The following is a 24,799-nucleotide window of genomic DNA, read 5'->3' as shown; positions in this document are numbered from 1 at the left end:
TTTGTTCTAAAGCCCTTTCATGAAAGCGTGAAAGGGCTTGCCGCATGGGCTTTTCGATTACCACCTGGAATATCAATTCGGTACGGCTGCGCATGCCGATCATCGAGCAACTCGTTCTCAAGCACAGGCCCGATATTCTTTGCCTGCAGGAAACCAAGGTGCCGAACGAGCTCTTTCCCGCCGCACCCTTGCGGGCCATGGGCTATGATCACATCATCATCCACGGCCAGAAGGGCTATCACGGCGTGGCGATCGCCTCGCGCATTCCGCTGACCGAAGATCACCGGCAGGATTATTGCGGTGTGGGCGACGCCCGCCACATATCGGCGATCTTCGAACGCGGCAACCGCCGCATCCGGCTGCATAATTTCTACGTCCCGGCCGGCGGCGACGAGCCGGACCGGACGATCAATCCGAAATTCGGCCATAAACTCGATTTCATCGAGGAGATGAAGCTCTTGAAGGCCAATGGCGAGGCCAATACCTCGGCCATCCTGGTGGGTGATCTCAACATCGCGCCGCTCGAACACGACGTCTGGTCGCACAAGCAGTTGCTGAAGATCGTCAGCCACACGCCCGTCGAAACCGATGGGCTGCTCGAGGTGATGAAGCGCGGCGCCTGGCTCGATCTCATGCGCCAGCACGTACCGGCCAGCGAGAAGCTCTATACCTGGTGGAGCTACCGCGCCAAGGACTGGGAAGCGGCCGACCGCGGCCGCCGGCTCGACCACATCTGGTCCTCATCGGATCTCGGGCCGCACCTGAAGCGGATCGAGATCCTGAAGGAAGCGCGCGGCTGGGACCGGCCCTCCGACCATGTGCCGGTGACGGCGCATTTCGATCTCTGATGCAGTGGATTCTTCAGGAGTTCGAGGATACTCACAAGCTGGCCGAGGCACTCGACCGGCTCGGTATCTCCTACACTTGGCACAAGGTTGTCCCGTTCATCGGCGAGCTTATTCCCGAGCCGGTTATCGCCGATCCCAGCGCCGTGGTGATGTTCGGTTCCTACACGCTGTGGAGAAATGCCGAGGCGAACGGCTACCGGCCGGGCATGTTCAAGCTGCGTCCGTTTGTCGAGGAAAAGGTGTGGCATCCCTACCTTCTCAACGGCGCCGATGCGTTGTTCCTGACGCTCCGCGAGGTTCCCGCGCGTCTGGCTGACGATGGACGGGAATGGTTTCTGCGTCCGGTCGACGACAGCAAGGAGGAGCCTGGCAACGTGAAATCGGCCGGCGAGATCATCCGTATGGCCGAGAGGGTCCTCGCGCTTGACGAAGATGAAATCCCGGCGGGATCGCTGCGTCACGACACGCTGCTGATGTTCACCAAGCCTGTCAGCATCCTGCGCGAATGGCGTCTCTGGGCCGTCAACGACAGGATCGTCACCTATTCGCTTTACAAAGAAGGATCGCGCGTCATCCATCGCCACGAAATCGATGACGACGCGCTCGAATTCGGGCAACACATGGCCGATCTCAATCCCGGCTACTCCCCAGCCTATGTCATTGATATCTGCCGTACCAAAGAGGGCTTGAGGCTGCTCGAGACGAACTGTCTCAACGCCGCCGGCTTCTATGCCGCGGACCTCACAAAGCTCGCCTCGGCGATCGACGGCCTCGTCCACGACTGACGCTTTTCTGATCGCACCAACGTGGATCAGCTGAACCGGTGGAACTGGCTTGCGGCCTTGGCCGCGAGCTCGGCGAGATTGTCGCGGATGCGATTTTCGATCAGACGGGCCGCGTCCGGATATTCTTCGAGCAGCCGGTGGAACAGGGCGCGGGTGATGCGGATGATGCTGGTGTCTTCGCGCGCGATCGCGGTGAACTTGCGCTCGACCAACGTCACCAGCGCCAGCTCGGAAATCAGTGTGCCGGGGCCGGCAACGGCATCAGCCCGCTGCATGCCGTCGCTGCTCGTCGTGCGGAGTTCCAGGCTGCCGCTCAGGACGACATAGGCGCTCTCGGCCGGCGCGCCCTGACGAAACAGCATTTGGCCCGTCGCGATCATGCGCCGGTCGGCGCCGAAGGCGATCAGTCGCAGCTGGTCCTCGCTCATGTCCTTGAACAGCGGAAGCTGCGAGAGCAGATGAATGTCGTCCGTCAGCGCCATGTGGGCTTTTCGCCTTAGAGCAATTCCAACAAAACTGCGTAGCCGTTTGCGTGCGGAACTGCGTGAAAACAAAGAGATAGAGCATTTCCGTGATTCGGAGAAACCGAGATGCTCTAGGGTATGATCTTGTAACCGCCGTTTTCCGTCACCAGGATTTCGGCATTGGAGGGATCGCGCTCGATCTTCTGGCGCAGCCGGTAGACATGGGTTTCCAGCGTATGCGTGGTCACGCCGGAATTATAGCCCCAGACCTCTTCGAGAAGCACGTCGCGGGTGACGACCTTCTGTTCGGCGCGGTAGAGGTAGCGGATGATTGCCGCTTCCTTTTCCGTCAGGCGGATCTTCTGGCCGTTGTCGGTGGTGAGCAGCTTCTGGCTCGGCTTGAAGAGATAGGGGCCGACGGTGAAGGTCGCGTCCTCGCTCTGCTCGTGCTGGCGCAGCTGCACGCGGATGCGCGCGAGCAGCACGGCGAAGCGAAAGGGTTTGGTGACGTAATCGTTGGCGCCGGCTTCGAGGCCGAGGATCGTGTCCGAATCGGTATCGTGGCCGGTCAGCATGATGATCGGTGCCTTGAAGCCGCCCTTGCGCAGGAGCTTCACCGCTTCGCGGCCGTCCATATCGGGCAGGCCGACATCCATGATCAAGAGGTCGACCGGCGTCGAACGGGCGGTCGCAACACCCTTGCCGGCGTTGGCTTCCTGCAGAACCGTGAATTCCTCGTAAAGCGACAATTGCTCTGTCAGCGTCTGCCGAAGGTCCTCGTCGTCATCCACCAGAAGAATGGTGCGTGCGGTCATGCCGTTGCGTCCTCATGTTAGGTCCCCTAGTCCTACGCCAAATTGCGGGTTTGGCAAGGATCGGCCGGCGGGCTGTTGCCGGGCAGGTTTTCATATGATTTCAATTAAAGCCTCAAGCAATGCAAGACATGCGAGAAAAATGGAAAAAGCAAGGCGGAGCCGGGGGATGAAGCCGTCCACGGTCGTGGTGCGCCCGGCGCCGGGAAAGAAGAGCCGGGCGATCGTGCGCATTGGCACGATCACTGTTCCGGCTGCCATCGGTCGCTCCGGCCGCACCGTGATGAAACGCGAGGGCGACGGCGCCACACCGATCACATCGATGAAGCTGATATCAGGCTTCCGGCGCGGCGAGCGGAACGGCCGGCTCGCCACTGCACTTCCCATCCACCGGATCCGCGCCGATATGCTCTGGTGCGATCATTCCGGCAATGCCAACTACAACCGCCTCGTCAGGGCGCCGTTCGGCGCCGGCCACGAGGAGATGCGGCGCAGCGACGGACTCTACGATATCTGCCTGGTGATGGACTGGAACATCTCCTGCCGGGCGCGCAACCGCGGCTCGGCGATTTTCTTCCATCTCATCCGGCCGGGCTACGAGCCGACGGCCGGCTGCGTGGCGGTGAGTCTCGGCGACATGCGCCGCCTTCTGCCGCATCTTCGCAAGGGGACGATTGTCCGGGTGGTCTGATTGTCTTCCGGATGCGGCTGCCTATATCTCTCAGGTGACCGAACGCTCAGGCTGAGATGCGTTCCGGGACGCCCGCAGCCATTCAAAATGCTACAGCGTCCTTTGCGCGTCTGAAAAGACGCGCGGCGCTGTAGGCGGGCGCAAATCATGCCTCGTCCAATTCTTCAAACTCCCGGAGATATATTGTGACCTCTCAACCCATCATCACTTTCCATGACGGACATTCCATTCCGCAGGTCGGGCTCGGCGTCTGGCAGACGCCGCAGGAGATTGCCGCCCCGACGGTGCGCACTGCCATTGCCGCCGGTTATCGCCATATCGATACGGCGTCCGGTTACGACAATGAGGAGGGTGTCGGCGAAGGCATCCGCTCTTCCGGCCTCGACCGCAAGGACATCTTCGTCACCACCAAGCTCAGGAACACCGATCAGGGCTACGACAATACGCTGCGTGCTTTCGACGGCAGCCTGAAAAAGCTCGGCTCCGACTATGTCGACCTCTATCTCGTTCACTGGCCGTCGCCGCATCGCGGCCTCTACACCGAAACCTGGAAGGCGTTCGTGCGCATAAGGGAAGAGGGGCGTGCCCGCTCGATCGGTGTGTCGAATTTTTATCCCGAGCATCTGGAGCGGATCATCGGCGAAACCGGCGTCGTTCCTGTCATCAACCAGATCGAGCTGCATCCCGACTTCCAGCAGAAGACGGCGCAAGAGGTTCACAAGAAACTCAACATCGCCACCGAATCCTGGAGCCCGCTCGGCCAGGGGCAGTTCATCTCGAACCCTGTCATCGGCGAGATCGCCAGGAAACATCGGAAGACGCCGGCTCAGGTCATCATCCGCTGGCACATCGACACTGGCCTCGTCGTCATCCCGAAGTCGGTGACGCCGTCGCGCATCGAGGAGAATTTCCAGGTGTTCGACTTCAAGCTCGATGCCGATGACATGGCGGCGATCGCCAAGCTCGACAGCGCCGGTGCCCGCATGGGACCGGATCCGATGACGGCGGCCTTCTGACCGCCCTCCCGATCAGCGGCCGCTCCGAGGAAGATCCTCGCGGCGGCGTCCGCCTATGACGAGACATCCAGTCGTTGTGTCAATAATTGCAGCTCGACGATCCGTTGGTCGGGGCAAAGCCGTGGTCGCAGATATTGCTCATGCGCTGGGGCATGATCCACAACTCCCGGAAAATGAGGCGCGGCCGCCATAAAAATACGAAAACCGCCCGATGCAGGCAGAGCGCATCGGGCGGCTTTCATTGTCCTTCCGTCGGATGACGGATCAATTCCACTCGCGGATATCGACGAAGTGACCGGCGATTGCGGCGGCGGCGGCCATTGCCGGCGAGACGAGGTGCGTGCGGCCCTTGAAGCCCTGGCGGCCTTCGAAGTTGCGGTTCGAGGTCGAGGCGCAGCGTTCGCCCGGCTTCAGGCGGTCGTCGTTCATGGCGAGGCACATGGAGCAGCCCGGCTCGCGCCAGTCGAAGCCGGCAGCCTTGAAGATCTTGTCGAGGCCTTCGGCTTCCGCCTGTTCCTTCACAAGACCGGAGCCCGGAACGATCATGGCGTTGACGGTCGAAGCAACGGTCTTGCCCTCGACGACCTTGGCGACGGCGCGCAGGTCTTCGATGCGGCCGTTGGTGCAGGAGCCGATGAAGACCCGGTCAATGCTGATGTCGGTCATCGGCGTGCCCGGCTTGAGGCCCATGTACTCGAGCGCGCGCCACTTGGAGGCACGCTTCGTCTCGTCCTGGATTTCATCAGGATTCGGTACGATGCCCTGGACCGACACGACATCCTCAGGCGAAGAACCCCAGGAGACGATCGGCGGCAGTTCGGCGGCGTTCAGCTTGACGACGCGGTCGAAATGAGCGCCTTCGTCTGACCGCAGCGTCTTCCAGTAGGCGATCGCCTGTTCCAGCGCTTCGCCCTTCGGCGCGCGCGGCTTGCCCTTGATATATTCGAAGGTGACTTCGTCGGGGGCGATCAGGCCGGCGCGGGCGCCGCCTTCGATCGACATGTTGCAGATCGTCATGCGGCCTTCCATCGACAGCGCGCGGATCGCTTCGCCGGCATATTCGATGACGTAGCCGGTGCCGCCCGCCGTGCCGATCTCGCCGATGATGGCAAGAACGATGTCCTTGGCGGTGACGCCTGCCGGCAGCAGGCCGTCGACCTGCACCAGCATGTTCTTGGCCTTCTTCTGGATCAGCGTCTGAGTGGCGAGAACGTGCTCGACCTCAGACGTGCCGATGCCATGAGCGAGCGAGCCGAAGGCGCCGTGGGTCGAGGTATGGCTGTCGCCGCAGACGATCGTCATGCCGGGCAGGGTGAAGCCCTGTTCCGGCCCGATGATGTGCACGATGCCCTGGCGCTTGTCGTTCTCGGAATAATATTCGACGTTGAACTCGGCGGCATTCTTGGCGAGCTGCTCGACTTGAATGCGGCTTTCTTCGTTCTTGATGCCGAGATGGCGGTCGGCCGATGTCGGAACGTTGTGGTCGACGACGGCGAGCGTCTTTTCCGGCGCGCGGACCTTGCGGCCGCTCATGCGCAGGCCTTCGAAGGCCTGCGGCGAGGTGACCTCGTGGACCAGGTGGCGGTCGATGTAGAGAAGACAGGTTCCGTCGGCCTGTTCGTCGACCAGGTGGTCGTCCCAGATCTTGTCGTAGAGGGTACGCGGTGCGCTCATGGCGGTAAGTCCGTTTTTGGATGCTTTTGGAAAATCGGGAAAAAGCGGATCAGGCTCCGCCGGCCGTCATTCGATCAACGAAGTCGGCTGTTGAGCGCACCGGATACGCATGCAAAGAACCGTGCCGGCAGGCGATAATGGTCCTGCAGCACGAAAATATGCGCGCCAGTGCATCTGAACTTGGATTCCATCGCCCGCATATAGCGATTTTTGAACGAAACGGCAATTCGAATCGTGCTGTGGCTCAGCGCGGCTTCTGCTTCATCTTCTTTTCAATGCGCCGCAGCGCCAGCGACAGGCCGATCGTCAGGATCAGGTAGATATAGGTGACGATCGAATAGGTCTCGAAGAAGCGGAAGGAGCCGGAGGCGTAGACCTTGCCCATCTGGGTAATGTCGGCCACGCCGAGAACCGAGACAAGAGACGAATCCTTCACCATCGAGACGAAGTCGTTGGAGAGCGGCGGGAAGATGACCCGGATCGCCTGCGGGAAGACGACGAGCCGGAAGCGGCGGTAGCGCGACAGGCCGAGCGATTTGGCCGCCTCGATCTGGCCGATATCGACCGACTGGAAGCCGGCGCGGAAGATCTCGGCAATGAAGGAGGAATAGCCGATCATCAGCGCGATGATGGCGCGCCACATCAGCGACAGGTCGCGCACGAGGATCGGTTCGGCGACGCCGCTCTTCACCAGTGGCGTGATGATGATGTTATAGGCCGTGACAAGACCCGGCGCGCCGACGAAAGCGATGTAGAAGAGCAGCACCAGGATCGGGATGCCGCGGATGATCTCGATATAGAAGCGGGCGATCTGGCGCAGCACGATGCTGTCGGCCAGGCCGAGCAGCGCGATGCCGAGACCAAGCACTGTCGCCAGTATGAAGGCGACGAGCGTCACGAACACGGTGATGCCGGCGCCATTCACCACGGTCCGGAAGACCTGGGTGTAAATGTCGTTGGTGATGATAACGACGGCGAGAACGAGACCGATCAGAACAAGGACGGCCAGCCACCAGGGACGGTCGTCCTTCTCATGTCGCAGGGATGGTTGTGGCGCCATCTGCGATCGCTCGGGGTTATTCGCCCATCTTGTAGTCGAGGAACCACTTCTTGTTCAGCGCATCAAAGGTGCCGTCCGCCTTCAGCGCTGCGATAGCGGCATTGACCGGAGCGACGAGATCGGACCCCTTCGGGAAGATGAAGCCGAAATCCTCGGTGCCGAGCGCTTCGCCGACCACCTTCAGCCCGCCGTTCGAGGAATCGACATAGCCCTTGGCCGCGACGCTGTCGGTCAGCACGAGGTCGACGTCGCCGGTCTTCAGCGCCTGCACGGTGGCGCCGAAGGTTTCGAAAAGCTTGATGCGCGGGTTCTGTTCGTTGCCATCGAGGATTTCATAGACGGCAGTGTAGAAAGGCGAGGTGCCGGGTTGGGCGCCGATCAGGCCGTCGTTGAAGGCGGCAAAGCTCTTGGCGTCGGTGAAGCGCTTCTCGTCGCCGCGCACCAGCATGAACTGCTGCGAGCGCATATAGGGATCGGAGAAATCGACCTTCTGCTTGCGGTCGTCCTTGATGGTGATGCCGGTCATGCCGATGTTGTACTGGCCGTCGGAGACCGCCTGGATCATCGCGTCCCAGCTGGTGTTCTGATATTCGACCTTGAAGTTCAGCCGCTTGGCGATCTCGTTCATCGCATCATATTCCCAGCCGATCGCCTTGCCGGATTTCGGATCGACGAACTGCAGCGGCGGATAGGCATTCTCGGTGACGACGACGACGCTCTTGCCGCCGAGATCGGGCAGTTCGGCCGCCGACACGGTCAAAGAAGCGAGCGCAAGGGCAGCAAAGCCCGCAAGAACGGTACGACGAAACAGCATGGAATGGCTCCCGGATTGAACGCGAAAATTGTCACGGAAGACCTGCCGAAGGCAAGGCCGACGGCGGCGCACCGACGCAAAAAAGAGAAAAGGCGACCCGAAGGCCGCCTTTCCAAGCGAAAGAATTTTGCTTCAAGCGAAGAAGTTTGCGTGGCGCAGATCTTATTCTGCTGCCGGTTCCGCTGCGGCGGCGGCTGCTGCTTCAGCAGCGGCCTTGGCTTCGGCGGCTTCTGCTGCTGCCTTCTCGGCGGCGAGCGCCTGAGCGGCTGCGACCTTTTCAGCTTCAATGCGTGCCTTTTCCTCGGCAACGGCGGCGCGCTCGGCGTCGTTGAGCTTGCGGGCGCGGACGCCGGTGTCTTCAACGATACGGGCGGACTTGCCGCGACGGTCGCGCAGGTAATAGAGCTTGGCGCGACGAACCTTACCGCGGCGGACGACGTCGACGCTTTCGATCAGCGGCGAATAGACCGGGAATACGCGCTCGACGCCTTCGCCGTAGGAGATCTTGCGAACCGTGAAGTTTTCCTGCAGGCCGCCGCCGGAGCGGGCGATGCAGACGCCTTCATAGGCCTGAACGCGGGTACGGTTGCCTTCCGTGACCTTCACGTTGACGCGGACGGTATCGCCCGGGGAGAATTCGGGGAGGGTGCGCTTGGCTTCGATCTTGGCGGCCTGTTCGGCCTCAAGCTGCTGAATGATGTTCATCGTCTTAACCTTTGGTTCTTCTGAAACAGCCAGAGCGCTCGGCACTGATCCCTTGGGCGAGCCTCAGGATTTTGCCCCTTCGGGGCGGGAGCGGATTCGCCATTCTTTGTTTGCTGGCAGACGGGGCTAACCCCATTTCCGCGTGCGCCAATACACGAAAGGCCGGAGCTTGTCATCCCTCGCACGACATTTTTGTGAAGGGGAGGGTGGAATCAGCCGTTTTTCTTAGGCTCGGCCTTTTCGAAGAGATCCGGCCGCCGTTCCCGCGTCAGCCGTACCGCCTCCTCGTGGCGCCACTTCTCGATGGCGCCGTGGTTGCCCGACGTCAGGATGGAGGGGATTTCCCGGCCTTCCCACGCCTGCGGCCTCGTATAATGCGGATGTTCCAGCAGTCCGCCTTCGAAGCTTTCGTGCAGGCCGGAAAGATCGTTGCCCATGACGCCGGGCAGAATGCGGATGATCGCATCGAGCACGATCAGCGCCGCCGGCTCGCCGCCCGACAGCACGTAGTCGCCGACCGAGACCTCTTCCAGCCCCCGCGCTTCGATCACCCGCTGGTCGACGCCCTCGAAGCGGCCGCAGACGATGACGACGCCGTCGCCCGCCGCCAGTTCGCGCACGCGCTGCTGCGTCAGCGGCCGCCCACGCGGGCTCATCAGCAGGCGCGGGCGGGTATCGTTTTGACAGGTACTGTCGATGGCGCGGGCGAGCACGTCGGGTTTCAGCACCATGCCGGCGCCGCCGCCGGCTGGGGTGTCGTCGACGGTGCGATGTTTGTCGGTGGCGAAGTCGCGGATCTGCACCGCGTCCAGCGACCATTGCCCGCGCTGCATCGCCTTGCCGGCGAGCGAAAAGCCCAGATGCCCCGGAAACATCTCCGGATAGAGTGTCAGTACGCTCGCCCGGAAAGCCATCACTTCTTCTTTTTCGGCTTGTCCGGGGTGAATTTCGACAGTTCTTCGGGATCGTCGATCAAACCGGCCGCCAGCGGATCGATCAGCAATGTGCCGGCTTCGAGGTCGATCTCCAACACCGAGGCTTCCGAGAAGGGGATCAGCACCGGGCGCTTTCCCGGACCTTTGAGTTCCAGAAGATCGCCGGCGCCGAAATCGAAGACGCCGGTGACCGTGCCATAGCTGACGCCCTTATCGTCCTGCGCCTCGAGTCCTTCGAGATCGGCATAGTAGAACTCGTCGTCCTCCAGCTCCTCGTCGGGCAGATTGTCGCGCTCGATGTAGAGTTCCAGGCCGTTCAGCGCCTCGGCGGCGTTGCGGTCGTTGATGCCGCGGAAGCGGACCACGACGACATTCTTCATCTCGCGGATTTCGAGGATTTCGAAGCTGCGTCCGTCCATGCTGTGCAGATGGCCGTAATCGCCGAGCGCCGTCGGATCGGCGGTGTAGGCCTTGGCGCGCACTTCACCGCGCAGGCCTTGTGCGCCGCCGATCGTCGCCATCAGAACGGGGTTTTCAAGCTTTGTCATGGGTTCCTTCATGTGAAGCCGGAAAGACAGGCTCCTCATAAACGAAGTGCGGGTAATTGGAAACGAAAACGGGCGGCATGTTGCCATGCCGCCCGCTCGATTGGGGAAGGTCCCGATTATTCCGCGGCGTCGGCAGCAGCAGCGGCGGCGTCAGCGGCCTTCTGAGCCTTTTCAGCGGCACGTTCCTGGGCGCGCTTGCCGGGCTTTGCCTTGACCGGGTTGTTCTTGGCTTCGCGCTTGGCAACGCCGGCTTCATCAAGGAAGCGCAGAACGCGGTCGGTCGGCTGGGCGCCGTTTTCGATCCAGTGCTTGATGCGCTCGGCGTTCAGCTGAACGCGCTTCTCGTCGTCCTTGGCGAGCATCGGGTTCCAGGAACCGAGGTTTTCGAGGAAGCGGCCGTCACGCGGGCTGCGCGCATCGGCGAGAACGACGTGGTAGTACGGACGCTTCTTGGAGCCACCGCGGGCGAGACGAATTTTCAGTGCCATGTTCTTTACTCCTTAGGCTTTTCTTGACCGCTTCGTAAGGCGGTATGGTTATCGGGCTGCGGCGCTCTGTTCAGCGTGATCCGCAGCGATCTGCTCATGATGCCGGATGACTTCCTTGATGACGAAGTTCAGGAACTTCTCGGCGAAATCCGGGTCCAGATTGGCCGCTTTCGCCAGCTGGCGAAGGCGTTCGATCTGGTATTCCTCGCGCGCCGGATCGGCCGGCGGCAGATTGTATTTGGCCTTCAGCACGCCGACATCTTTGGTGCAGCGGAAGCGTTCGGCCAGCATGTGCACGAGAGCGGCGTCGATGTTGTCGATCGACTGACGGTAGCTCGCGAGCTGGGCTTTGACGTCTGGATCAATCATGGGGCAAACGATCCTTTCACTTCTTCTTCGGCAAACCGGGCAATCCCGGGAAACCACCGCCGAGGCCCGGCAGCTTGGCGCCGCCGAGGCCCGGCAAACCACCCGGCAGACCGCCGAGACCGGGCATACCCCCACCCGGCTTTCCAAGCCCCGCCGCTTCGGCCTGCTTCTGCAGGGCTTCGAGCTGCTTCGGGTCGATATTCGAGAGATCGGGCATGCCGCCGCCCATGCCGCCTAAGCCGCCAAGCCCCATCTTGCCGGCGAGGCCGCCCATCATCTGCTTCATCATGCCGCCTTTGCCCTTGCCGCCCATCATCTTCATCATGTCGGCCATCTGGCGGTGCATCTTCAGAAGCTTGTTGATGGCGGCGGCATCGGTGCCGGAGCCGGCGGCGATGCGCTTCTTGCGCGAATGCTTGAGCAGGTCGGGATTGGCGCGCTCGGCCCTGGTCATCGACTGGATGATGGCGATCTGGCGGCCGAAAAGCTTGTCGTCGAGGCCGGCGGCGGCCATCTTGTCCTTCATGCCTGCCATGCCGGGCATCATGCCCATGATGCCGCCCATGCCGCCCATCTTCTGCATCTGGCGCAGCTGGTCGGCGAGATCGTCGAGATCGAACTTGCCCTTGGCCATCTTGGCGGCCATGGCGGCCGCCTTCTCGGCGTCGATATTTTCCGCCGCGCGCTCGACGAGCGAGACGATGTCGCCCATGCCGAGGATGCGGTCGGCGATGCGGCGGGGATGGAACTCCTCGAGCTCGCTCATCTTCTCGCCGACGCCGATCAGCTTGATCGGCTTGCCGGTGACGGCGCGCATCGACAGCGCGGCGCCGCCGCGGCCGTCGCCGTCCATGCGGGTCAGCACGAGGCCGGTGATGCCGACGCGTTCGTCGAAATTGCGGGCGAGGTTGACGGCATCCTGACCGGTCAAGCTGTCGGCGACCAGAAGGATTTCATGCGGGTTCGAACGCTTCTTGATGTCGGCCATCTCGACCATCAAGGGTTCGTCGATATGGGTGCGGCCGGCGGTATCGAGAATGACGACGTCATGGCCGCCGAGCTTGGCCGCCTGCACCGCACGGGCGGCGATATCGGTCGGCGACTGGCCGGCGATGATCGGCAGCGTGTCGATGCTGGCCTGGGCGCCGAGCTGGCGAAGCTGCTCCTGGGCTGCCGGACGGCGCGTGTCGAGCGACGCCATCAGCACTTTCTTCTTCTCGCGCGTCGACAGGCGATTGGCGATCTTGGCTGACGTCGTCGTCTTGCCCGAGCCCTGCAGGCCGACCATCATGACGACGACGGGAGCGGGCGCATGCAGGTCGATGCCGACGCCTTCGCCGCCCAGCATCTCGATCAGTTCGTCATGGACGATCTTGACGACCATCTGGCCTGGTTTGATCGACTTCAGGATCTCGGCGCCGACGGCCTTTTCACGCACGCGGTCGGTGAAGGAACGCACCACGTCGAGCGCGACGTCGGCCTCCAGCAGCGCACGGCGAACCTCGCGCAGCGCTGCGGAAACATCGGCTTCCGAAAGCGCGCCACGGCCTGTCAGTCCATTCAGAATGGATCCAAGACGGTCCTGGAGGTTTTCAAACATCGGCTCTTCCTTGATACGTTTCGGGCGGGTTCGATCTGCCCGGAAACGTCGTGCTTTTCCGTGACGAAAACAAGACGCAAAGCCAAAAAGCACCCGAGGGCGCATCGCGCTGTCGGGTGTTGACCTCCGGGATCTCAGGTCCCGGTCGGCGGCTCGGAGTCATGCGGCTCGTCGCGGATTGGGCGCGATAAACAGGAAAGCCGCGCGAAAGTCAAGGCGAATGCGTGGGATGACCGCCCGGCGGAGGTTTCGGACGCCCTTTCGAGTATATTTCACAGTAAAAATTCCGGCTGACGGCCCCAATTCGCGATAGAGCCCAGTTGCAAAATATTCCACTTATGATTCTACTTTCTACTTAAGTGCATCCTGTAAAATGATTCGTGAATATCCTTGATGCCGGATGATCCGGCGGAGATATAGAATGATCAATGCTGATATTGAGAGCTGGGCACTGGCGCGGGCTCATCATATTGTTCTGAACGAAGGCCTTAGTCTCGCAAAGGCGGCACAGGATCTGGATCGCAAGCGCTCCCGCTCCCTGGTCTACGAGCTGAGAAAGGTCATCACCGCCGCCATCGTCGAAGCGCATGCGGCGTCTTTCGAAGCCGAAGGCGGGCAGCGGTAGAAGCCGGACGGTTTCAGGGCTCAGCCGGCTGCAGCGCCCTCGCGGTACTCACCCACTGGTAATTCCTTCGCATTTCCGCCATATACAGCGGAAACACGGACGGAATGATACTATGAGCGCAACGGTCGAATTCGCGAGGATGAACGGGCTTGGCAACAAGATCCTGGTCGTCGACATGCGTGGCCGGCCGGATAAGGTAACGGCAGCGGCGGCTGTCGCGCTCAATGCCGATCCTGAGACCGAGTTCGATCAGATCATGGCGATCCATGATCCGAAGGCCGATGGCACCGATGCCTTCATCGATATCCTGAATTCCGATGGTTCGAAGGCGCAGGCCTGCGGTAACGGCACACGCTGCGTCGTGCAGGCGCTTGCCGCCGAGACCGGCCGAAAGGCCTTCACCTTCCAGACGGTCGCCGGCATTCTCAACGCCGTCGAGCACGAGGACGGGACGATCTCCGTCGATATGGGCAAACCGGTCTTCGATTGGGACAGGATCCCGCTCTCGGAAGAATTCCACGATACCAGCCGCATCGAGCTCCAGATCGGCCCGATCGACAATCCGGTGCTGCATTCGCCTTCCGCCATGTCGATGGGCAACCCACATGCGATCTTCTGGGTGGACAAGGACGTGATGTCCTATGATCTCGCCCGCTTCGGGCCGCTGCTGGAAAACCATCCGATGTTTCCCGAGCGCGCCAACATCACTTTGGCGCAGGTGACCTCGCCGACATCCGTGACGACGCGCACATGGGAGCGTGGCGCGGGACTGACGCTTGCCTGCGGTTCGGCCGCCTGTTCCGCCGCCGTCAGCGCCGCGCGCACCGGCCGCACCGGCCGCACGGTGACGATCAATGTCGCAAGCGCCAAACCGCCGGCGACACTTTCGATCGAATGGCGCGAGCGCGACGATCATGTGATCATGACCGGCCCGGCCGAATGGGAGTGGTCGGGCAGACTCGATCCTTCGACCGGCCTCTGGTCGCGCGATGATACCCGAGGGGCGGAGGCGCAGTGAGCGGCATCGAGGTCATTACCTTCGGCTGCCGCCTCAACACATATGAATCCGAAGTGATGAAGGCGCAGGCCGAGAAGGCCGGGCTCAACAACGCCGTCCTGGTCAATACCTGTGCGGTGACCGGCGAGGCCGTGCGCCAGGCCCGCCAGGCGATCCGCCGGGCGCGGCGCGACAATCCGCATGCCCGCATCATCGTCACCGGCTGCGCCGCGCAGACGGAAAAACAGACCTTTGCCGAAATGGCAGAGGTCGATGCCGTGCTCGGCAATGAGGAGAAGCTTTCGAGCGCCTCCTATCGCAGCCTGCCGGATTTCGGCGTTTCGGCTCAGGAGAAGCTGCGCGTCAACGATATCATGAGCGTCAAGGCGACGGCGCCGCAGATGGTCAGGCACATCGACGGCCACGTGCGTGCCTTCATCCAGGTGCAGAACGGCTGCGACCACCGCTGCACCTTCTGCATCATCCCCTATGGCCGCGGCAATTCCCGCTCCGTGCCGATGGGAGCGGTCGTCGATCAGGCCCGCAAGCTCGCCGACAGCGGCTATCGCGAGATCGTCCTGACCGGGGTCGACGCCACCAGCTATGGCGGCGATCTGCCGGGTGCGCCGACCCTCGGTCTTCTGGCGAAGACGCTGCTGAAACAGCTCCCGGATATTCGCCGTCTCAGGCTTTCCTCGATCGACAGCATCGAGGCCGATGCCCATCTGATGGACCTCATCGCCGACGAGCCACGCTTCATGCCGCACCTGCATCTGTCGCTGCAGCATGGCGACGACATGATCCTGAAGCGGATGAAGCGCCGGCATTCGCGCGCCGATGCGCTACGCTTCATCGAGGATGCGCGCCGCCTGCGCCCCGAAATGAGCTTCGGCGCCGATATGATCGCCGGCTTCCCGACGGAAACGGAAGAGATGTTCGGCAATGCCGTGCGGCTCGCCGAAGAGGCCGGCATCGCGCATCTGCATGTTTTCCCCTACAGCCCGCGTCCCGGCACGCCGGCCGCCCGCATGCCGCAGCTCGACCGGTCGCTGGTCAAGGATCGCGCTGCCCGGCTGCGCGCCACTGGACATAAGCTCCATCAGTCCCATCTCGACGGCATGGTCGGAACCCGGCAATGGCTGCTTGTCGAAAACAACGGCCTGGCGCATACGGAGAACTTCACACTGGTCGCAGCCGCCGGCCTCCGCCCCGGCGAACTTGTGCCGGCCACCATCACCGGCCACAATGGCAAGCATCTCGACATGCAATTGACGGCCGCAGCGGCCTGACTTTCACGGAATTCTCATGGCGCTCAGTTTCATCAAAAAGGTCTTCACCTTCGGCAAGCCAGCTGAAGAGCCCGTGCCCGATGCCGTGCAAAGGGAACTCGAGCCGCGCTCGCGCGACGAAGATCTGCCGGTCGCCGATGATCCGGTTCTTCCCGAGGAGATGGATACGGCGGGTGGACCGGCGGCGGATATTGATGAAGCGTCAGTAGAGCCGGAACCTGTCGAAGCCGAAACGGAAGTTCTGCCGCCGGCCGATCATCTGGGCGACATGGGCGTCGTGCCGTTGTCGCTACTGGAGGCCGAGGCGGAAGCCGAGCAAGGTACCCCCCCTACCCTGCCGGGCGTCCCCCCCACAGGTGGGGGGACTGAGCAGTTGGATGCCGCTCGCCAGTCAATAGATGTGGAGAGTGCGCCTGCAGATGTGGAGAGTGAGCCCGCTGCTTCGGATGAATCAGCCGATGTGGCGGAAGACATCGCCGCGAGTTTCCCCCCACCTGTGGGGGGGATGCCCGGCAAGGTAGGGGGGGAAGCCACAGATCGCGAGCTTTCCGTCGAAACGCCCCTGCCGCCATCGGAGCCGATAGAGCCAGCGCCAGCCATTGAGCCCATCCTCCCCAAAGGCTTCGCCACCGGCCCTGCGATCGCCGAACCGCAGCCTATCGCGCCGCAGCCGAAACTCAGCTGGTTCCAGCGGCTGCGCAATGGTCTGGCGCGCACCTCCTCGCAGCTCACCAACCAGATCACTGCGCTCTTTACCAAGCGCAAGCTCGACGACGAGACGCTGCAGGATCTCGAAGACCTGCTGATCCAGGCCGATCTCGGCGTCGAGACGGCGCTGCGCGTCACCGATACGCTCGCTTCTGAGCGCTACGGCAAGGACGTCACCGGCGAGGATGTCAGCCGCATCATGGCGTCCGAGATTGCCAAGGTTCTGAAGCCGGTCGCCAAGCCGCTGCAGCTCGATCTCTCGCACAAGCCGCATGTCATCCTCGTCGTCGGCGTCAACGGCACCGGCAAGACCACGACGATCGGCAAGCTCGCGGCGAAGCTTTCGGGCGCCGGGCTGAAGGTAATGCTGGCGGCCGGCGATACATTCCGCGCGGCGGCGATCGAGCAGTTGAAGATCTGGGCCGAGCGGACCAAATCCGAATTCGTCGGCACCAAGCTCGGCGCCGATGCCGCCGGTCTTGCCTATGACGCCTTCGAACAGGCGAAAGCGAAGAAATGCGACGTGCTGATCGTCGATACGGCAGGCCGCCTGCAGAACAAGGCCGAGCTGATGGCCGAGCTCGAGAAGATCGTGCGGGTGCTCGGCAAACTCGATCCCGATGCGCCCCATACGGTGCTGCAGACGCTCGACGCCACGACGGGGCAGAATGCGCTGAGCCAGGTCGAGATCTTCCGCAACGTCGCCGGCGTCAACGGGCTGATCATGACCAAGCTCGACGGCACGGCGCGCGGCGGCATTCTCGTCGCCATCTCCGCCAAGCACAAGCTGCCGGTCTATTTCATCGGTGTCGGCGAGGGGGTCGACGATCTCGAGCCGTTCGAGGCCGAGGATTTCGCCCACGCCATTGCCGGGCTTCCCCAATGATGCCACAGATAAGCCGCCGAAGGCCTGCAAGGGACGGTCGGGAAACGAATTTTTAGAAATAGCAGGTTCGAAGAACGCATGACCACCGAAAGCGATATCACCCCGAGCGCCGCCGACCGCCATCATCCGATGCTGAAACTGGCGCTGGAACTCGGGCCGCTGATGATCTTCTTCTTCGCCAATCTGCGCGGCCAGTGGCTGGTGGAGAAATTTCCGGCCCTTTCCGAACTGGGTGGCCCGCTCTTCGTCGCGACCGCGCTCTTCATGGCAGCGACGGTCGTTTCGCTTTTCGTTTCCAAGGTCGTACTCGGCCATCTGCCGATCATGCCCTTCGTATCAGGCATCGTCGTCGTCATCTTCGGGTCGCTGTCGATCTGGCTGCAGAACGAGACCTTCATCAAGATGAAGCCGACCATCGTCAATGCGCTCTTCGGGGTCGCCCTGCTTGGCGGGCTCGCTTTCGGCAGGTCGCTGCTCGGCTACGTCTTCAACGCCGCCTTCCAGCTCGATGCCGAAGGCTGGCGCAAGCTGACGATCCGCTGGGGCGTCTTCTTCCTGTTCCTCGCCGTGCTGAACGAAGTGGTCTGGCGCAATTTTTCAGACGATACCTGGGTCGCCTTCAAGGTCTGGGGCACGATGCCGATCACCATCATCTTCACGCTGGCGCAGATGCCGCTGGTGCTGAAGCACAGTCTTACTCCCGAACCGGGCGGTGAAAAGTGAGCGCTGCAGACACCGATTATCGGATAAGGCATCAGACCTTCTGGCTGGCCGCCTGCTTCACGGTGCTCATCGCGCAAATTATCGCCGAACATCTGATGGGCCGCGTGCCGATCTGCGCCTGCGGTTACGTCAAGCTGTGGGAGGGTGGGGTCAATACCAGCGGCAATTCGCAGCATCTGTCGGACTGGTACACGCCGTCGCACATCATCCACGGCTTCCTGTTCTATGGGCTCGGCCACCTGATCCTGCGCCGCAAGCCGCTGGCGGCAAAGCTGCTGCTGGCGCTGTTCATCGAATCCGCCTGGGAACTCCTGGAAAATTCGCCTCTCATCATCGACCGCTACCGGACAGCGACGATCGCGCTCGATTATTACGGCGACAGCATCCTGAATTCGGCGATGGACACCGTCTTCATGTGCCTCGGCTTCTTCTTCGCCTGGCGCGCGCCGGTGGCGCTGACTGTGGCGATTGCCATCTTCTTCGAGATTTTCACCGGCTACGTGATCCGCGATAATCTGACGCTCAACGTGGTGATGCTGATCTGGCCGGTGGAGGCGATCAAAGTGTGGCAGGGTGGAGCCTAAAACCCCTCCCCAACCCCTCCCCACAAGGGGGAGGGGCTTGGATGCCGCGCCAGTGCTGTCCCTTTCACTGTCTCATCCGCAGAAGCGTTGACGTTTGTCGTGGGGTGGCGCAGCGCGTTAGCCCCTCCCCCTTGTGGGGAGGGGTTGGGGAGGGGTCTTGCCCGGAATGATACTTATGAAGCCGGTTTCCCCAGAGCTTTTTCCATCGCCGGAAACAGCCCTTCCTTCAGGCTGATATCGTCGAAGGGGCCGACGCGCTTGTAGAGGATCGTGCCGTCGGCGCCGACCAGATAGCTTTCCGGGATACCGTAGACACCCCAGTCGATCGCCGCCTTGCCGTTCGGATCGATGCCGATCGCCCGATAGGGATTTCCGAGTTCGCCGAGGAAACGCAGGGCGTTGTCGTTCTTGTCCTTGTAATTGATGGCGACGATGTTGAGCCGACCGTCCTTCGCCAGTTCCTTCAAGATCGGATGTTCGTCCCTGCAGGGGAGGCACCAGGAGGCGAAAACGTTGACGAGGGTCAGCTTGCCCTTGATCGCCGCATCGGTGAGCGCCGGCAGGTTTGCCCCGTCGAGCGGCGGAAGGTTCAGCGGCGGCGCCTTGGTGCCGATCAGGGCCGATGGGATTTCGGCGATGTTCTTGCCGTGGAAATCCTGGTCGTAGAGCATCTTGGCGGCCGTCGCCGCAATGCCGCCGAAGACGAGGAGCGGCAGAAGCGCCAGCGCATAGCTGGCAAATCCACGCGGCTTGGTGGTCTTGGTTTCAGGTGTCTCGCTCATTCGCCATCTCTTGCGCGCGCCGAGCGGCGGCGAATGCCGGCGGCTTCGAGGGCCGCGAGCTCCTTGCGGCGCGCCTGGCCGTCGGCCCAAGTCCATACAATGACGGTGATCACTACGAGTGCCGCAAAGCCGTAGGATGCGTAGACATAGAACGCATGCGTCATGGCCTATTCCTCCCGGCTGGCCATGCGGGCGGCGAGACGGCGCTGGGCGGCGATGCGGCGGCGCCAGATCTCGTTTCTCATTGCCATAATGTGCAGCGTGAAGAAGAGCAGCGTGAAAGCGATCGCCATGACGAAGAGCGGACGCAGAAATTCCGGATCGATCGCCGGCCCATCAAGGCGCATCACGCTGGCCGGCTGATGCAGCGTGTTCCACCAATCGACCGAGAATTTGATGATCGGGATGTTGACGAAGCCGACGAGGATGAGCACGGCGGAGACGCGTGCGGCCTTCGATGGATCGTCGATGGCGCGGCCGAGCGCAATCAGGCCTAGATACATCAGGAAGAGGATGAAAACGGAGGTCAACCTGGCATCCCAGACCCACCAGGTGCCCCACATCGGCTTGCCCCAGAGCGAGCCGGTGACGAGGGCGAGCAGGGTGAAGGCGGCGCCGAGCGGCGCTGCGGCCTTGGCGGAGACATCAGCGAGCGGATGGCGCCAGACGAGCGTGCCGATCGCGGAGATGCTCATCACTGTATAGCACATCATCGAAAGCCAGGCCGAGGGGACGTGGACATACATGATGCGTACGGTGTCACCCTGCTGGTAGTCCCCCTCGGTGGCGAAGCTCAGATAAAGGCCCACGGCAAAACAGAGGGCGGTGATACCGGCCATCCAGGGAATGACGCGCGCCGCCAGAGCCAGAAACCGCGTCGGGTTGGCGAGGTCGCTGAATTTGCTGATGGCAAGGCTCGTTTCGCTCATGACCGCTTCCTTATCTTGATCCGGCTTTTCCCGCAATCGAAAGGCCAATCAATCCGCCGTGTTTCGCAGCGCGAGCGCGGCGGCGGCCGGGCCGATGACGGCGAAGAAGAGCGTCAGCGCGATCAGGATGAGGAAGGGCGGAAGGAACGGCGCGGGCTCCTCAACCGCGGCATAGGTGGCGCTGACGCCGAAGATCAGCACCGGGATGGTCAACGGCAGCACGAGGATCGAGACCAGCAGGCCGCCGCGGGGCAGGGCGACGGCGACGGCGGCGCCGACAGCACCGATGAAGGTGATCGCCGGCGATCCGGCGAGCAGCGTCAGCATGGTCGCGCCGATCGCCGTTTCGTCCATGTTCATGAAGAGGCCGAGCAGCGGCGAGGCGATGACCAACGGCAGGCTGGTGGCCGTCCAGTGGGCGAAGCATTTGACGAGCACGGTCAGAACGAGCGGCGTGTCCTGCATCAGCATCAGGTCGAGCGATCCATCGTCCCGCTCGGCCTGGAACAGGCGGTCGAGGCCGAGAAGGGCGGCGAGCAGGGCGCCGATCCAGACGATGGCGGGGCCGATGCGGGAGAGAAGCTTGAGATCCGGGCCGACGCCGAAGGGGATGACGGCGACGACGGTCAGGAAGAACAGCACCCCGATCAGCGCGCCGCCGCCGGCGCGGATCGAGAGCTTGAGGTCGCGGAGGAAAAGGGCGGTCATCCCCACACCCCCTGATCCACTCCGGCAAAGCCCGTCATCTTCAATTCCTGCGCATTCTTCAGCCCCAGCGGCTGATGCGTTGCCGCCAGTACGATGCCGCCCTTTCTCAGATGCGCTTCGATCAATCCTGCGAATAGCTGGTCGGCGCTTGCGTCCAATGCCGCGGTCGGTTCGTCGAGGATCCAGACGGGGCGGTGGGCGACCAGCAGCTTGGCGAAGGCGAATCGGCGCTGCTGGCCGGCGGAGAGATAGGCGAAAGGAAGATGAGTGATTCCGGCAAGGCCGACGGCCTCGGCGGCGTCTTCCGTGGAGAGGTCGGCATTGCCGAGAAAGCTCCGCCAAAAATCCAGATTCTCCACAACCGTAAGTTCATTCTTCATCGCATTTCGATGGCCGAGGTAGTGGCTGACCTCGCCGGGATGACGGCCCTCCGGGCTCTCTTCGTCGTGGAAGATCACCGTGCCCTTTTCCGGCCTAAGAAGACCGGCGGCAACACGCAGCAAAGTGGACTTTCCGGATCCATTTTTGCCGGTCAGGACAAGCGCTTCTCCTGCTGCCAAGTGAAAGGAAACGTTAACGAAAATGAGATCTTCACCGCGCCTTGCAGCCAGATTTTCAGCGGTGAGATGCATGCGTCGGCTCTTTCTTCGTGGCGGCTTCAGGCGGGGTCAAAAAATGTCAGATTTTGATCGTTCTCGGGTATGGCAAGTTTTTAGGAAATTATCTATAAGACCTGCAACCACGCCAGCGGTCGGCGTGAATTTCATCCTTGCGCCGAACTTGGAGCATCTGTTCCACGTGCGGACAGCGGAAATGGCCGTACCCGCATCCTGATGTGCATTAAGTGCATAGGCGTTCGCACGACTGTGTTGGCTATCAGAAACGGGGTCTCTCGTGTCTAAATCTCTTGACAGTTTCAATTGTCGTTCCACGCTTTCGGTGAACGGGAAGGACTATGTCTATTACAGCCTGCCCAAGGCTGAGGCAAACGGTCTGCCCGGCGTCTCGAAGCTTCCCTATTCGATGAAGGTGCTGCTCGAAAACCTGCTGCGCTTCGAAGACGGCCAGTCGGTTACCAAGGAGCACATCCTGGCCGTTGCCGCGTGGCTGAACAACAAGGGTGCGGTCGAAAACGAAATCGCCTATCGCCCGGCGCGCGTGCTGATGCAGGACTTCACCGGCGTTCCCGCCGTCGTCGACCTTGCCGCGATGCGCGACGCGATGGTGTCGCTCGGCGGCGATCCCGAGAAGATCAACCCGCTCGTTCCCGTCGATCTCGTCATCGACCACTCCGTCATCGTCGATGAATTCGGCACGCCGCAGGCTTTCGCCAAGAACGTCGAACTGGAATATCAGCGCAACGGCGAGCGCTACCGCTTCCTGAAGTGGGGCCAGCAGGCCTTCAAGAACTTCCGCGTCGTGCCTCCCGGCACCGGCATCTGTCACCAGGTCAACCTCGAATATCTCGGCCAGACCGTCTGGACGAAGGAAGAGGACGGCGAGACGATCGCCTATCCGGATACTTGCGTCGGCACCGACAGCCACACGACGATGATCAACGGTCTCGGCGTTCTCGGCTGGGGCGTGGGCGGTATCGAAGCGGAAGCAGCCATGCTCGGCCAGCCGGTTTCGATGCTTCTTCCCGAAGTCATCGGCTTCAAGCTGACCGGCAAGCTCAAGGAAGGCGTCACCGCGACCGACCTCGTTCTGACCGTCGTGCAGATGCTGCGCAAGAAGGGCGTCGTTTCCAAGTTCGTCGAATTCTTCGGCCCCGGCATGGACAACATGCCGCTCGCCGACCGTGCGACGATCGGCAACATGGGTCCGGAATATGGCGCCACCTGCGGCTTCTTCCCTGTTGACGGCGAAACCATCAACTACCTCACCATGTCCGGCCGCACGCATGACCGGATCGCGCTGGTCGAAGCCTATTCGAAGGCTCAGGGCATGTGGCGCGAAGGCGACGGTTCCGATCTCGTCTTCACCGACACGCTGGAACTCGACCTCGGCGACGTCGTTCCGTCGATGGCCGGCCCGAAGCGTCCGGAAGGCCGCATCGCGCTCGAAAACATCGCTTCCGGTTTCGCCGGCTCGATGGATGCCGACTACAAGAAGCCCGGCCAGCTTGCCAACCGCTATGCGGTCGAAGGCACGGATTTCGATCTCGGCCATGGCGACGTGGCGATTGCCGCCATCACCTCCTGCACCAACACCTCCAACCCGTCGGTGCTGATCGCTGCCGGCCTTCTTGCCCGCAACGCCGTTGCCAAGGGCCTGAAGACCAAGCCGTGGGTGAAGACCTCGCTCGCCCCGGGATCGCAGGTCGTCGGCGAATATCTCGCCAAGTCAGGCCTGCAGGCCGACCTCGACAAGCTCGGCTTCAACCTCGTCGGCTTCGGCTGCACCACCTGCATCGGCAATTCCGGCCCGCTGCCGGCGCCGATCTCGAAGACGATCAACGACAAGGGCCTGATCGTATCCGGCGTCCTTTCCGGCAACCGCAACTTCGAAGGCCGTATTTCGCCTGACGTCCAGGCGAACTACCTCGCTTCGCCGCCGCTCGTCGTTGCTTATGCGCTTGCCGGCACGGTGCAGAAGGACCTGACCAAGGAGCCGATCGGCGAGGACCAGAACGGCAACCCCGTCTACCTCAAGGACATCTGGCCGACCTCGAAGGAAGTCCAGGAATTCATCCTGAAATACGTGACCCGCGAGCTCTACGAAAGCAAGTATGCCGACGTCTTCAAGGGCGACGTCAACTGGCAGGCCGTTCAGGTTCCGCCGGGCCAGACCTATGCCTGGGACGACGATTCGACCTATGTCCAGAATCCGCCTTACTTCGTTGGCATGGGCAAGAAGGGCACCGGCGTCGCCGACATCAAGGGCGCCCGCGTCCTCGGCCTGTTCGGCGACAAGATCACCACCGACCACATCTCTCCGGCCGGTTCGATCAAGGCGGCATCGCCGGCCGGCGCCTACCTCATCGGCCATGACGTTGCCGTTGCCGACTTCAACCAGTACGGCACGCGCCGCGGCAACCATGAAGTGATGATGCGCGGCACGTTTGCCAATATCCGCATCCGCAACCACATGCTCGGCCCGAACGGCAAGGAAGGTGGCTACACCATTCACTACCCGTCGAAGGAAGAGACCTCGATCTACGACGCGGCCATGCAGTACAAGGCCGAGGGCGTGCCGCTCGTCATCTTCGCCGGTGTCGAATACGGCAACGGCTCCTCGCGCGACTGGGCGGCCAAGGGCACCAACCTGCTCGGCGTCAAGGCGGTGATCGCTCAGTCCTTCGAGCGCATCCATCGCTCGAACCTGGTCGGCATGGGCGTTATTCCCTTCGTCTTCGAAGAGGGCACGACCTGGCAGAGCCTCGGCCTCAAGGGCGATGAACTCGTCACCATCGAGGGACTGGACAAGATCAAGCCGCGCGAGCGGAAGATCGCCAAGATCACCTATAGCGACGGCACCGTGAAGGACGTTCCGCTGCTGTCGCGCGTCGATACGCTCGACGAGGTGATCTACCTCAACAATGGCGGCATCCTGCAGACGGTCCTGCGCGATCTCGCTGCCTGATCGTTAAGAGCCTGACATGATCATGGCCGCCGGAAAGCAATTTCCGGCGGCTTTCTTATGCAGCGACAGTCATCGAGCGAACTCACGATGATTTGTTTTCCGCGGCTTCCGGTCGTGCCGCGTCTCACCCGTTCGTGACTTTTCGTTTGGACCCGGAAGGATTATTCGTACGTT

27 protein-coding genes are annotated in these 24,799 nt (G+C 62.1%); 11 read left to right on the top strand and 16 right to left on the bottom strand.

What is annotated here, in order from left to right:
• Nucleotides 1–44 precede the first annotated feature (44 nt).
• Nucleotides 45–848, top strand: a complete 804-nt coding sequence (locus CO655_RS00995) for an exodeoxyribonuclease III (protein ID WP_097605895.1) — start codon at nucleotides 45–47, stop codon at nucleotides 846–848.
• Complete coding sequence (locus CO655_RS00990; RefSeq protein ID WP_097605896.1) at nucleotides 848–1,633, top strand: ATP-grasp domain-containing protein; 786 nt, start codon at nucleotides 848–850, stop codon at nucleotides 1,631–1,633. Before CO655_RS00995 ends, CO655_RS00990 begins: the two co-directional genes overlap by 1 nt.
• Nucleotides 1,634–1,659: 26 nt before the next feature.
• Here the strand turns inward: CO655_RS00990 and CO655_RS00985 are convergent, their stop codons facing one another.
• Entirely contained in the window at nucleotides 1,660–2,115 is a 456-nt protein-coding gene (locus tag CO655_RS00985; protein ID WP_097663509.1) for a cyclic nucleotide-binding domain-containing protein, read from the bottom strand.
• Between the two features lie 113 nt (nucleotides 2,116–2,228).
• Nucleotides 2,229–2,912, bottom strand: coding sequence for a response regulator transcription factor (locus CO655_RS00980; protein ID WP_011427159.1), 684 nt, complete (start codon nucleotides 2,910–2,912; stop codon nucleotides 2,229–2,231).
• A 166-nt stretch (nucleotides 2,913–3,078) separates the two neighbouring features.
• Here CO655_RS00980 and CO655_RS00975 point away from each other — a divergent pair, with 166 nt between their 5' ends.
• Together CO655_RS00975 and CO655_RS00970 are read left to right on the top strand one after the other, a co-directional pair.
• The gene (locus CO655_RS00975; protein ID WP_097605898.1) at nucleotides 3,079–3,600 is read left to right on the top strand and encodes a L,D-transpeptidase family protein; all 522 of its coding nucleotides are present in this window, start codon (nucleotides 3,079–3,081) and stop codon (nucleotides 3,598–3,600) included.
• Between the two features lie 185 nt (nucleotides 3,601–3,785).
• Complete coding sequence (locus CO655_RS00970; protein WP_097605899.1) at nucleotides 3,786–4,616, top strand: aldo/keto reductase; 831 nt, start codon at nucleotides 3,786–3,788, stop codon at nucleotides 4,614–4,616.
• 264 nt (nucleotides 4,617–4,880) lie between these two features.
• On the opposite strand, the gene leuC is transcribed toward CO655_RS00970, so the two are convergent.
• The 9 genes from leuC to ffh all read right to left on the bottom strand — a co-directional run bounded on the left by leuC (nucleotide 4,881) and on the right by ffh (nucleotide 12,809).
• Nucleotides 4,881–6,290 carry a 3-isopropylmalate dehydratase large subunit gene (leuC, locus tag CO655_RS00965; protein ID WP_097605900.1) on the bottom strand — a complete coding sequence of 470 codons (1,410 nt, stop codon included), beginning with the start codon at nucleotides 6,288–6,290 and terminating at the stop codon, nucleotides 4,881–4,883.
• Nucleotides 6,291–6,534: 244 nt separating this feature from the next.
• Nucleotides 6,535–7,350 carry an amino acid ABC transporter permease gene (locus CO655_RS00955; RefSeq protein ID WP_097605901.1) on the bottom strand — a complete coding sequence of 272 codons (816 nt, stop codon included), beginning with the start codon at nucleotides 7,348–7,350 and terminating at the stop codon, nucleotides 6,535–6,537.
• 16 nt (nucleotides 7,351–7,366) lie between these two features.
• Nucleotides 7,367–8,164: a transporter substrate-binding domain-containing protein gene (locus tag CO655_RS00950; RefSeq protein ID WP_097663508.1), complete on the bottom strand. Its 798-nt coding sequence runs from the start codon at nucleotides 8,162–8,164 to the stop codon at nucleotides 7,367–7,369.
• 162 nt (nucleotides 8,165–8,326) lie between these two features.
• Nucleotides 8,327–8,869, bottom strand: coding sequence for a 50S ribosomal protein L19 (gene rplS, locus CO655_RS00945; protein WP_064683853.1), 543 nt, complete (start codon nucleotides 8,867–8,869; stop codon nucleotides 8,327–8,329).
• A 212-nt stretch (nucleotides 8,870–9,081) separates the two neighbouring features.
• Nucleotides 9,082–9,783 (bottom strand): tRNA (guanosine(37)-N1)-methyltransferase TrmD, encoded by a 702-nt coding sequence (gene trmD / locus CO655_RS00940; protein ID WP_097663507.1) that lies wholly within the window; start codon nucleotides 9,781–9,783, stop codon nucleotides 9,082–9,084.
• Entirely contained in the window at nucleotides 9,783–10,352 is a 570-nt protein-coding gene (gene rimM, locus CO655_RS00935) for a ribosome maturation factor RimM (RefSeq protein WP_097606000.1), read from the bottom strand. The genes trmD and rimM overlap by 1 nt, the downstream gene beginning before the upstream one ends.
• Before the next feature lie 116 nt (nucleotides 10,353–10,468).
• Nucleotides 10,469–10,840: a 30S ribosomal protein S16 gene (rpsP, locus tag CO655_RS00930; protein WP_009994363.1), complete on the bottom strand. Its 372-nt coding sequence runs from the start codon at nucleotides 10,838–10,840 to the stop codon at nucleotides 10,469–10,471.
• A 48-nt stretch (nucleotides 10,841–10,888) separates the two neighbouring features.
• Nucleotides 10,889–11,209, bottom strand: a complete 321-nt coding sequence (locus CO655_RS00925) for a chorismate mutase (protein WP_097605905.1) — start codon at nucleotides 11,207–11,209, stop codon at nucleotides 10,889–10,891.
• Nucleotides 11,210–11,225: 16 nt separating this feature from the next.
• On the bottom strand, nucleotides 11,226–12,809 hold the full coding sequence (ffh, locus tag CO655_RS00920; protein WP_097605906.1) for a signal recognition particle protein: 1,584 nt from the start codon (nucleotides 12,807–12,809) through the stop codon (nucleotides 11,226–11,228).
• 400 nt (nucleotides 12,810–13,209) lie between these two features.
• Here ffh and CO655_RS00910 point away from each other — a divergent pair, with 400 nt between their 5' ends.
• The 6 genes from CO655_RS00910 (at nucleotide 13,210) to CO655_RS00885 (ending at nucleotide 18,621) form a co-directional block, all read left to right on the top strand.
• Nucleotides 13,210–13,434 carry a hypothetical protein gene (locus tag CO655_RS00910; protein WP_097605907.1) on the top strand — a complete coding sequence of 75 codons (225 nt, stop codon included), beginning with the start codon at nucleotides 13,210–13,212 and terminating at the stop codon, nucleotides 13,432–13,434.
• A gap of 112 nt (nucleotides 13,435–13,546) precedes the next feature.
• Entirely contained in the window at nucleotides 13,547–14,452 is a 906-nt protein-coding gene (dapF, locus tag CO655_RS00905; protein ID WP_097663506.1) for a diaminopimelate epimerase, read from the top strand.
• Entirely contained in the window at nucleotides 14,449–15,720 is a 1,272-nt protein-coding gene (mtaB, locus tag CO655_RS00900; RefSeq protein ID WP_097605909.1) for a tRNA (N(6)-L-threonylcarbamoyladenosine(37)-C(2))-methylthiotransferase MtaB, read from the top strand. Before dapF ends, mtaB begins: the two co-directional genes overlap by 4 nt.
• Before the next feature lie 16 nt (nucleotides 15,721–15,736).
• Nucleotides 15,737–17,314: a signal recognition particle-docking protein FtsY gene (gene ftsY / locus CO655_RS00895; protein WP_097663505.1), complete on the top strand. Its 1,578-nt coding sequence runs from the start codon at nucleotides 15,737–15,739 to the stop codon at nucleotides 17,312–17,314.
• A gap of 78 nt (nucleotides 17,315–17,392) precedes the next feature.
• Nucleotides 17,393–18,037 (top strand): septation protein A, encoded by a 645-nt coding sequence (locus CO655_RS00890; protein WP_097605911.1) that lies wholly within the window; start codon nucleotides 17,393–17,395, stop codon nucleotides 18,035–18,037.
• Nucleotides 18,034–18,621: a DUF2585 domain-containing protein gene (locus CO655_RS00885; protein WP_097605912.1), complete on the top strand. Its 588-nt coding sequence runs from the start codon at nucleotides 18,034–18,036 to the stop codon at nucleotides 18,619–18,621. Before CO655_RS00890 ends, CO655_RS00885 begins: the two co-directional genes overlap by 4 nt.
• A gap of 173 nt (nucleotides 18,622–18,794) precedes the next feature.
• Here CO655_RS00885 and CO655_RS00880 read toward each other — a convergent pair whose 3' ends face one another.
• From CO655_RS00880 to ccmA, 5 genes are read right to left on the bottom strand one after another with little or no spacing between them, the layout of a single operon-like run.
• A complete protein-coding gene (locus CO655_RS00880) occupies nucleotides 18,795–19,403 on the bottom strand; it encodes a DsbE family thiol:disulfide interchange protein (RefSeq protein WP_097663504.1) in 609 nt (202 codons plus the stop codon).
• Nucleotides 19,400–19,567: a heme exporter protein CcmD gene (gene ccmD / locus CO655_RS00875; protein ID WP_010028274.1), complete on the bottom strand. Its 168-nt coding sequence runs from the start codon at nucleotides 19,565–19,567 to the stop codon at nucleotides 19,400–19,402. Before ccmD ends, CO655_RS00880 begins: the two co-directional genes overlap by 4 nt.
• A gap of 3 nt (nucleotides 19,568–19,570) precedes the next feature.
• Nucleotides 19,571–20,332, bottom strand: a complete 762-nt coding sequence (locus tag CO655_RS00870; protein ID WP_097606001.1) for a heme ABC transporter permease — start codon at nucleotides 20,330–20,332, stop codon at nucleotides 19,571–19,573.
• Between the two features lie 48 nt (nucleotides 20,333–20,380).
• On the bottom strand, nucleotides 20,381–21,040 hold the full coding sequence (gene ccmB, locus CO655_RS00865) for a heme exporter protein CcmB (protein ID WP_097663503.1): 660 nt from the start codon (nucleotides 21,038–21,040) through the stop codon (nucleotides 20,381–20,383).
• Nucleotides 21,037–21,672 carry a heme ABC exporter ATP-binding protein CcmA gene (gene ccmA, locus CO655_RS00860; protein WP_097605915.1) on the bottom strand — a complete coding sequence of 212 codons (636 nt, stop codon included), beginning with the start codon at nucleotides 21,670–21,672 and terminating at the stop codon, nucleotides 21,037–21,039. The genes ccmB and ccmA overlap by 4 nt, the downstream gene beginning before the upstream one ends.
• A 262-nt stretch (nucleotides 21,673–21,934) precedes the next feature.
• Here ccmA and acnA point away from each other — a divergent pair, with 262 nt between their 5' ends.
• Entirely contained in the window at nucleotides 21,935–24,625 is a 2,691-nt protein-coding gene (gene acnA, locus CO655_RS00855) for an aconitate hydratase AcnA (protein WP_097663502.1), read from the top strand.
• Nucleotides 24,626–24,799: the final 174 nt, after the last annotated feature.

The sequence above is a fragment of the Rhizobium sp. M1 genome (genome assembly GCF_002531805.1).
In the GTDB taxonomy this organism is placed as follows: Bacteria; Pseudomonadota; Alphaproteobacteria; order Rhizobiales; family Rhizobiaceae; genus Rhizobium; species Rhizobium etli_C.
The sequence above is the reverse complement of the archived record's forward strand: the minus strand, read 5'-3'. Positions and strand labels throughout refer to the sequence as shown.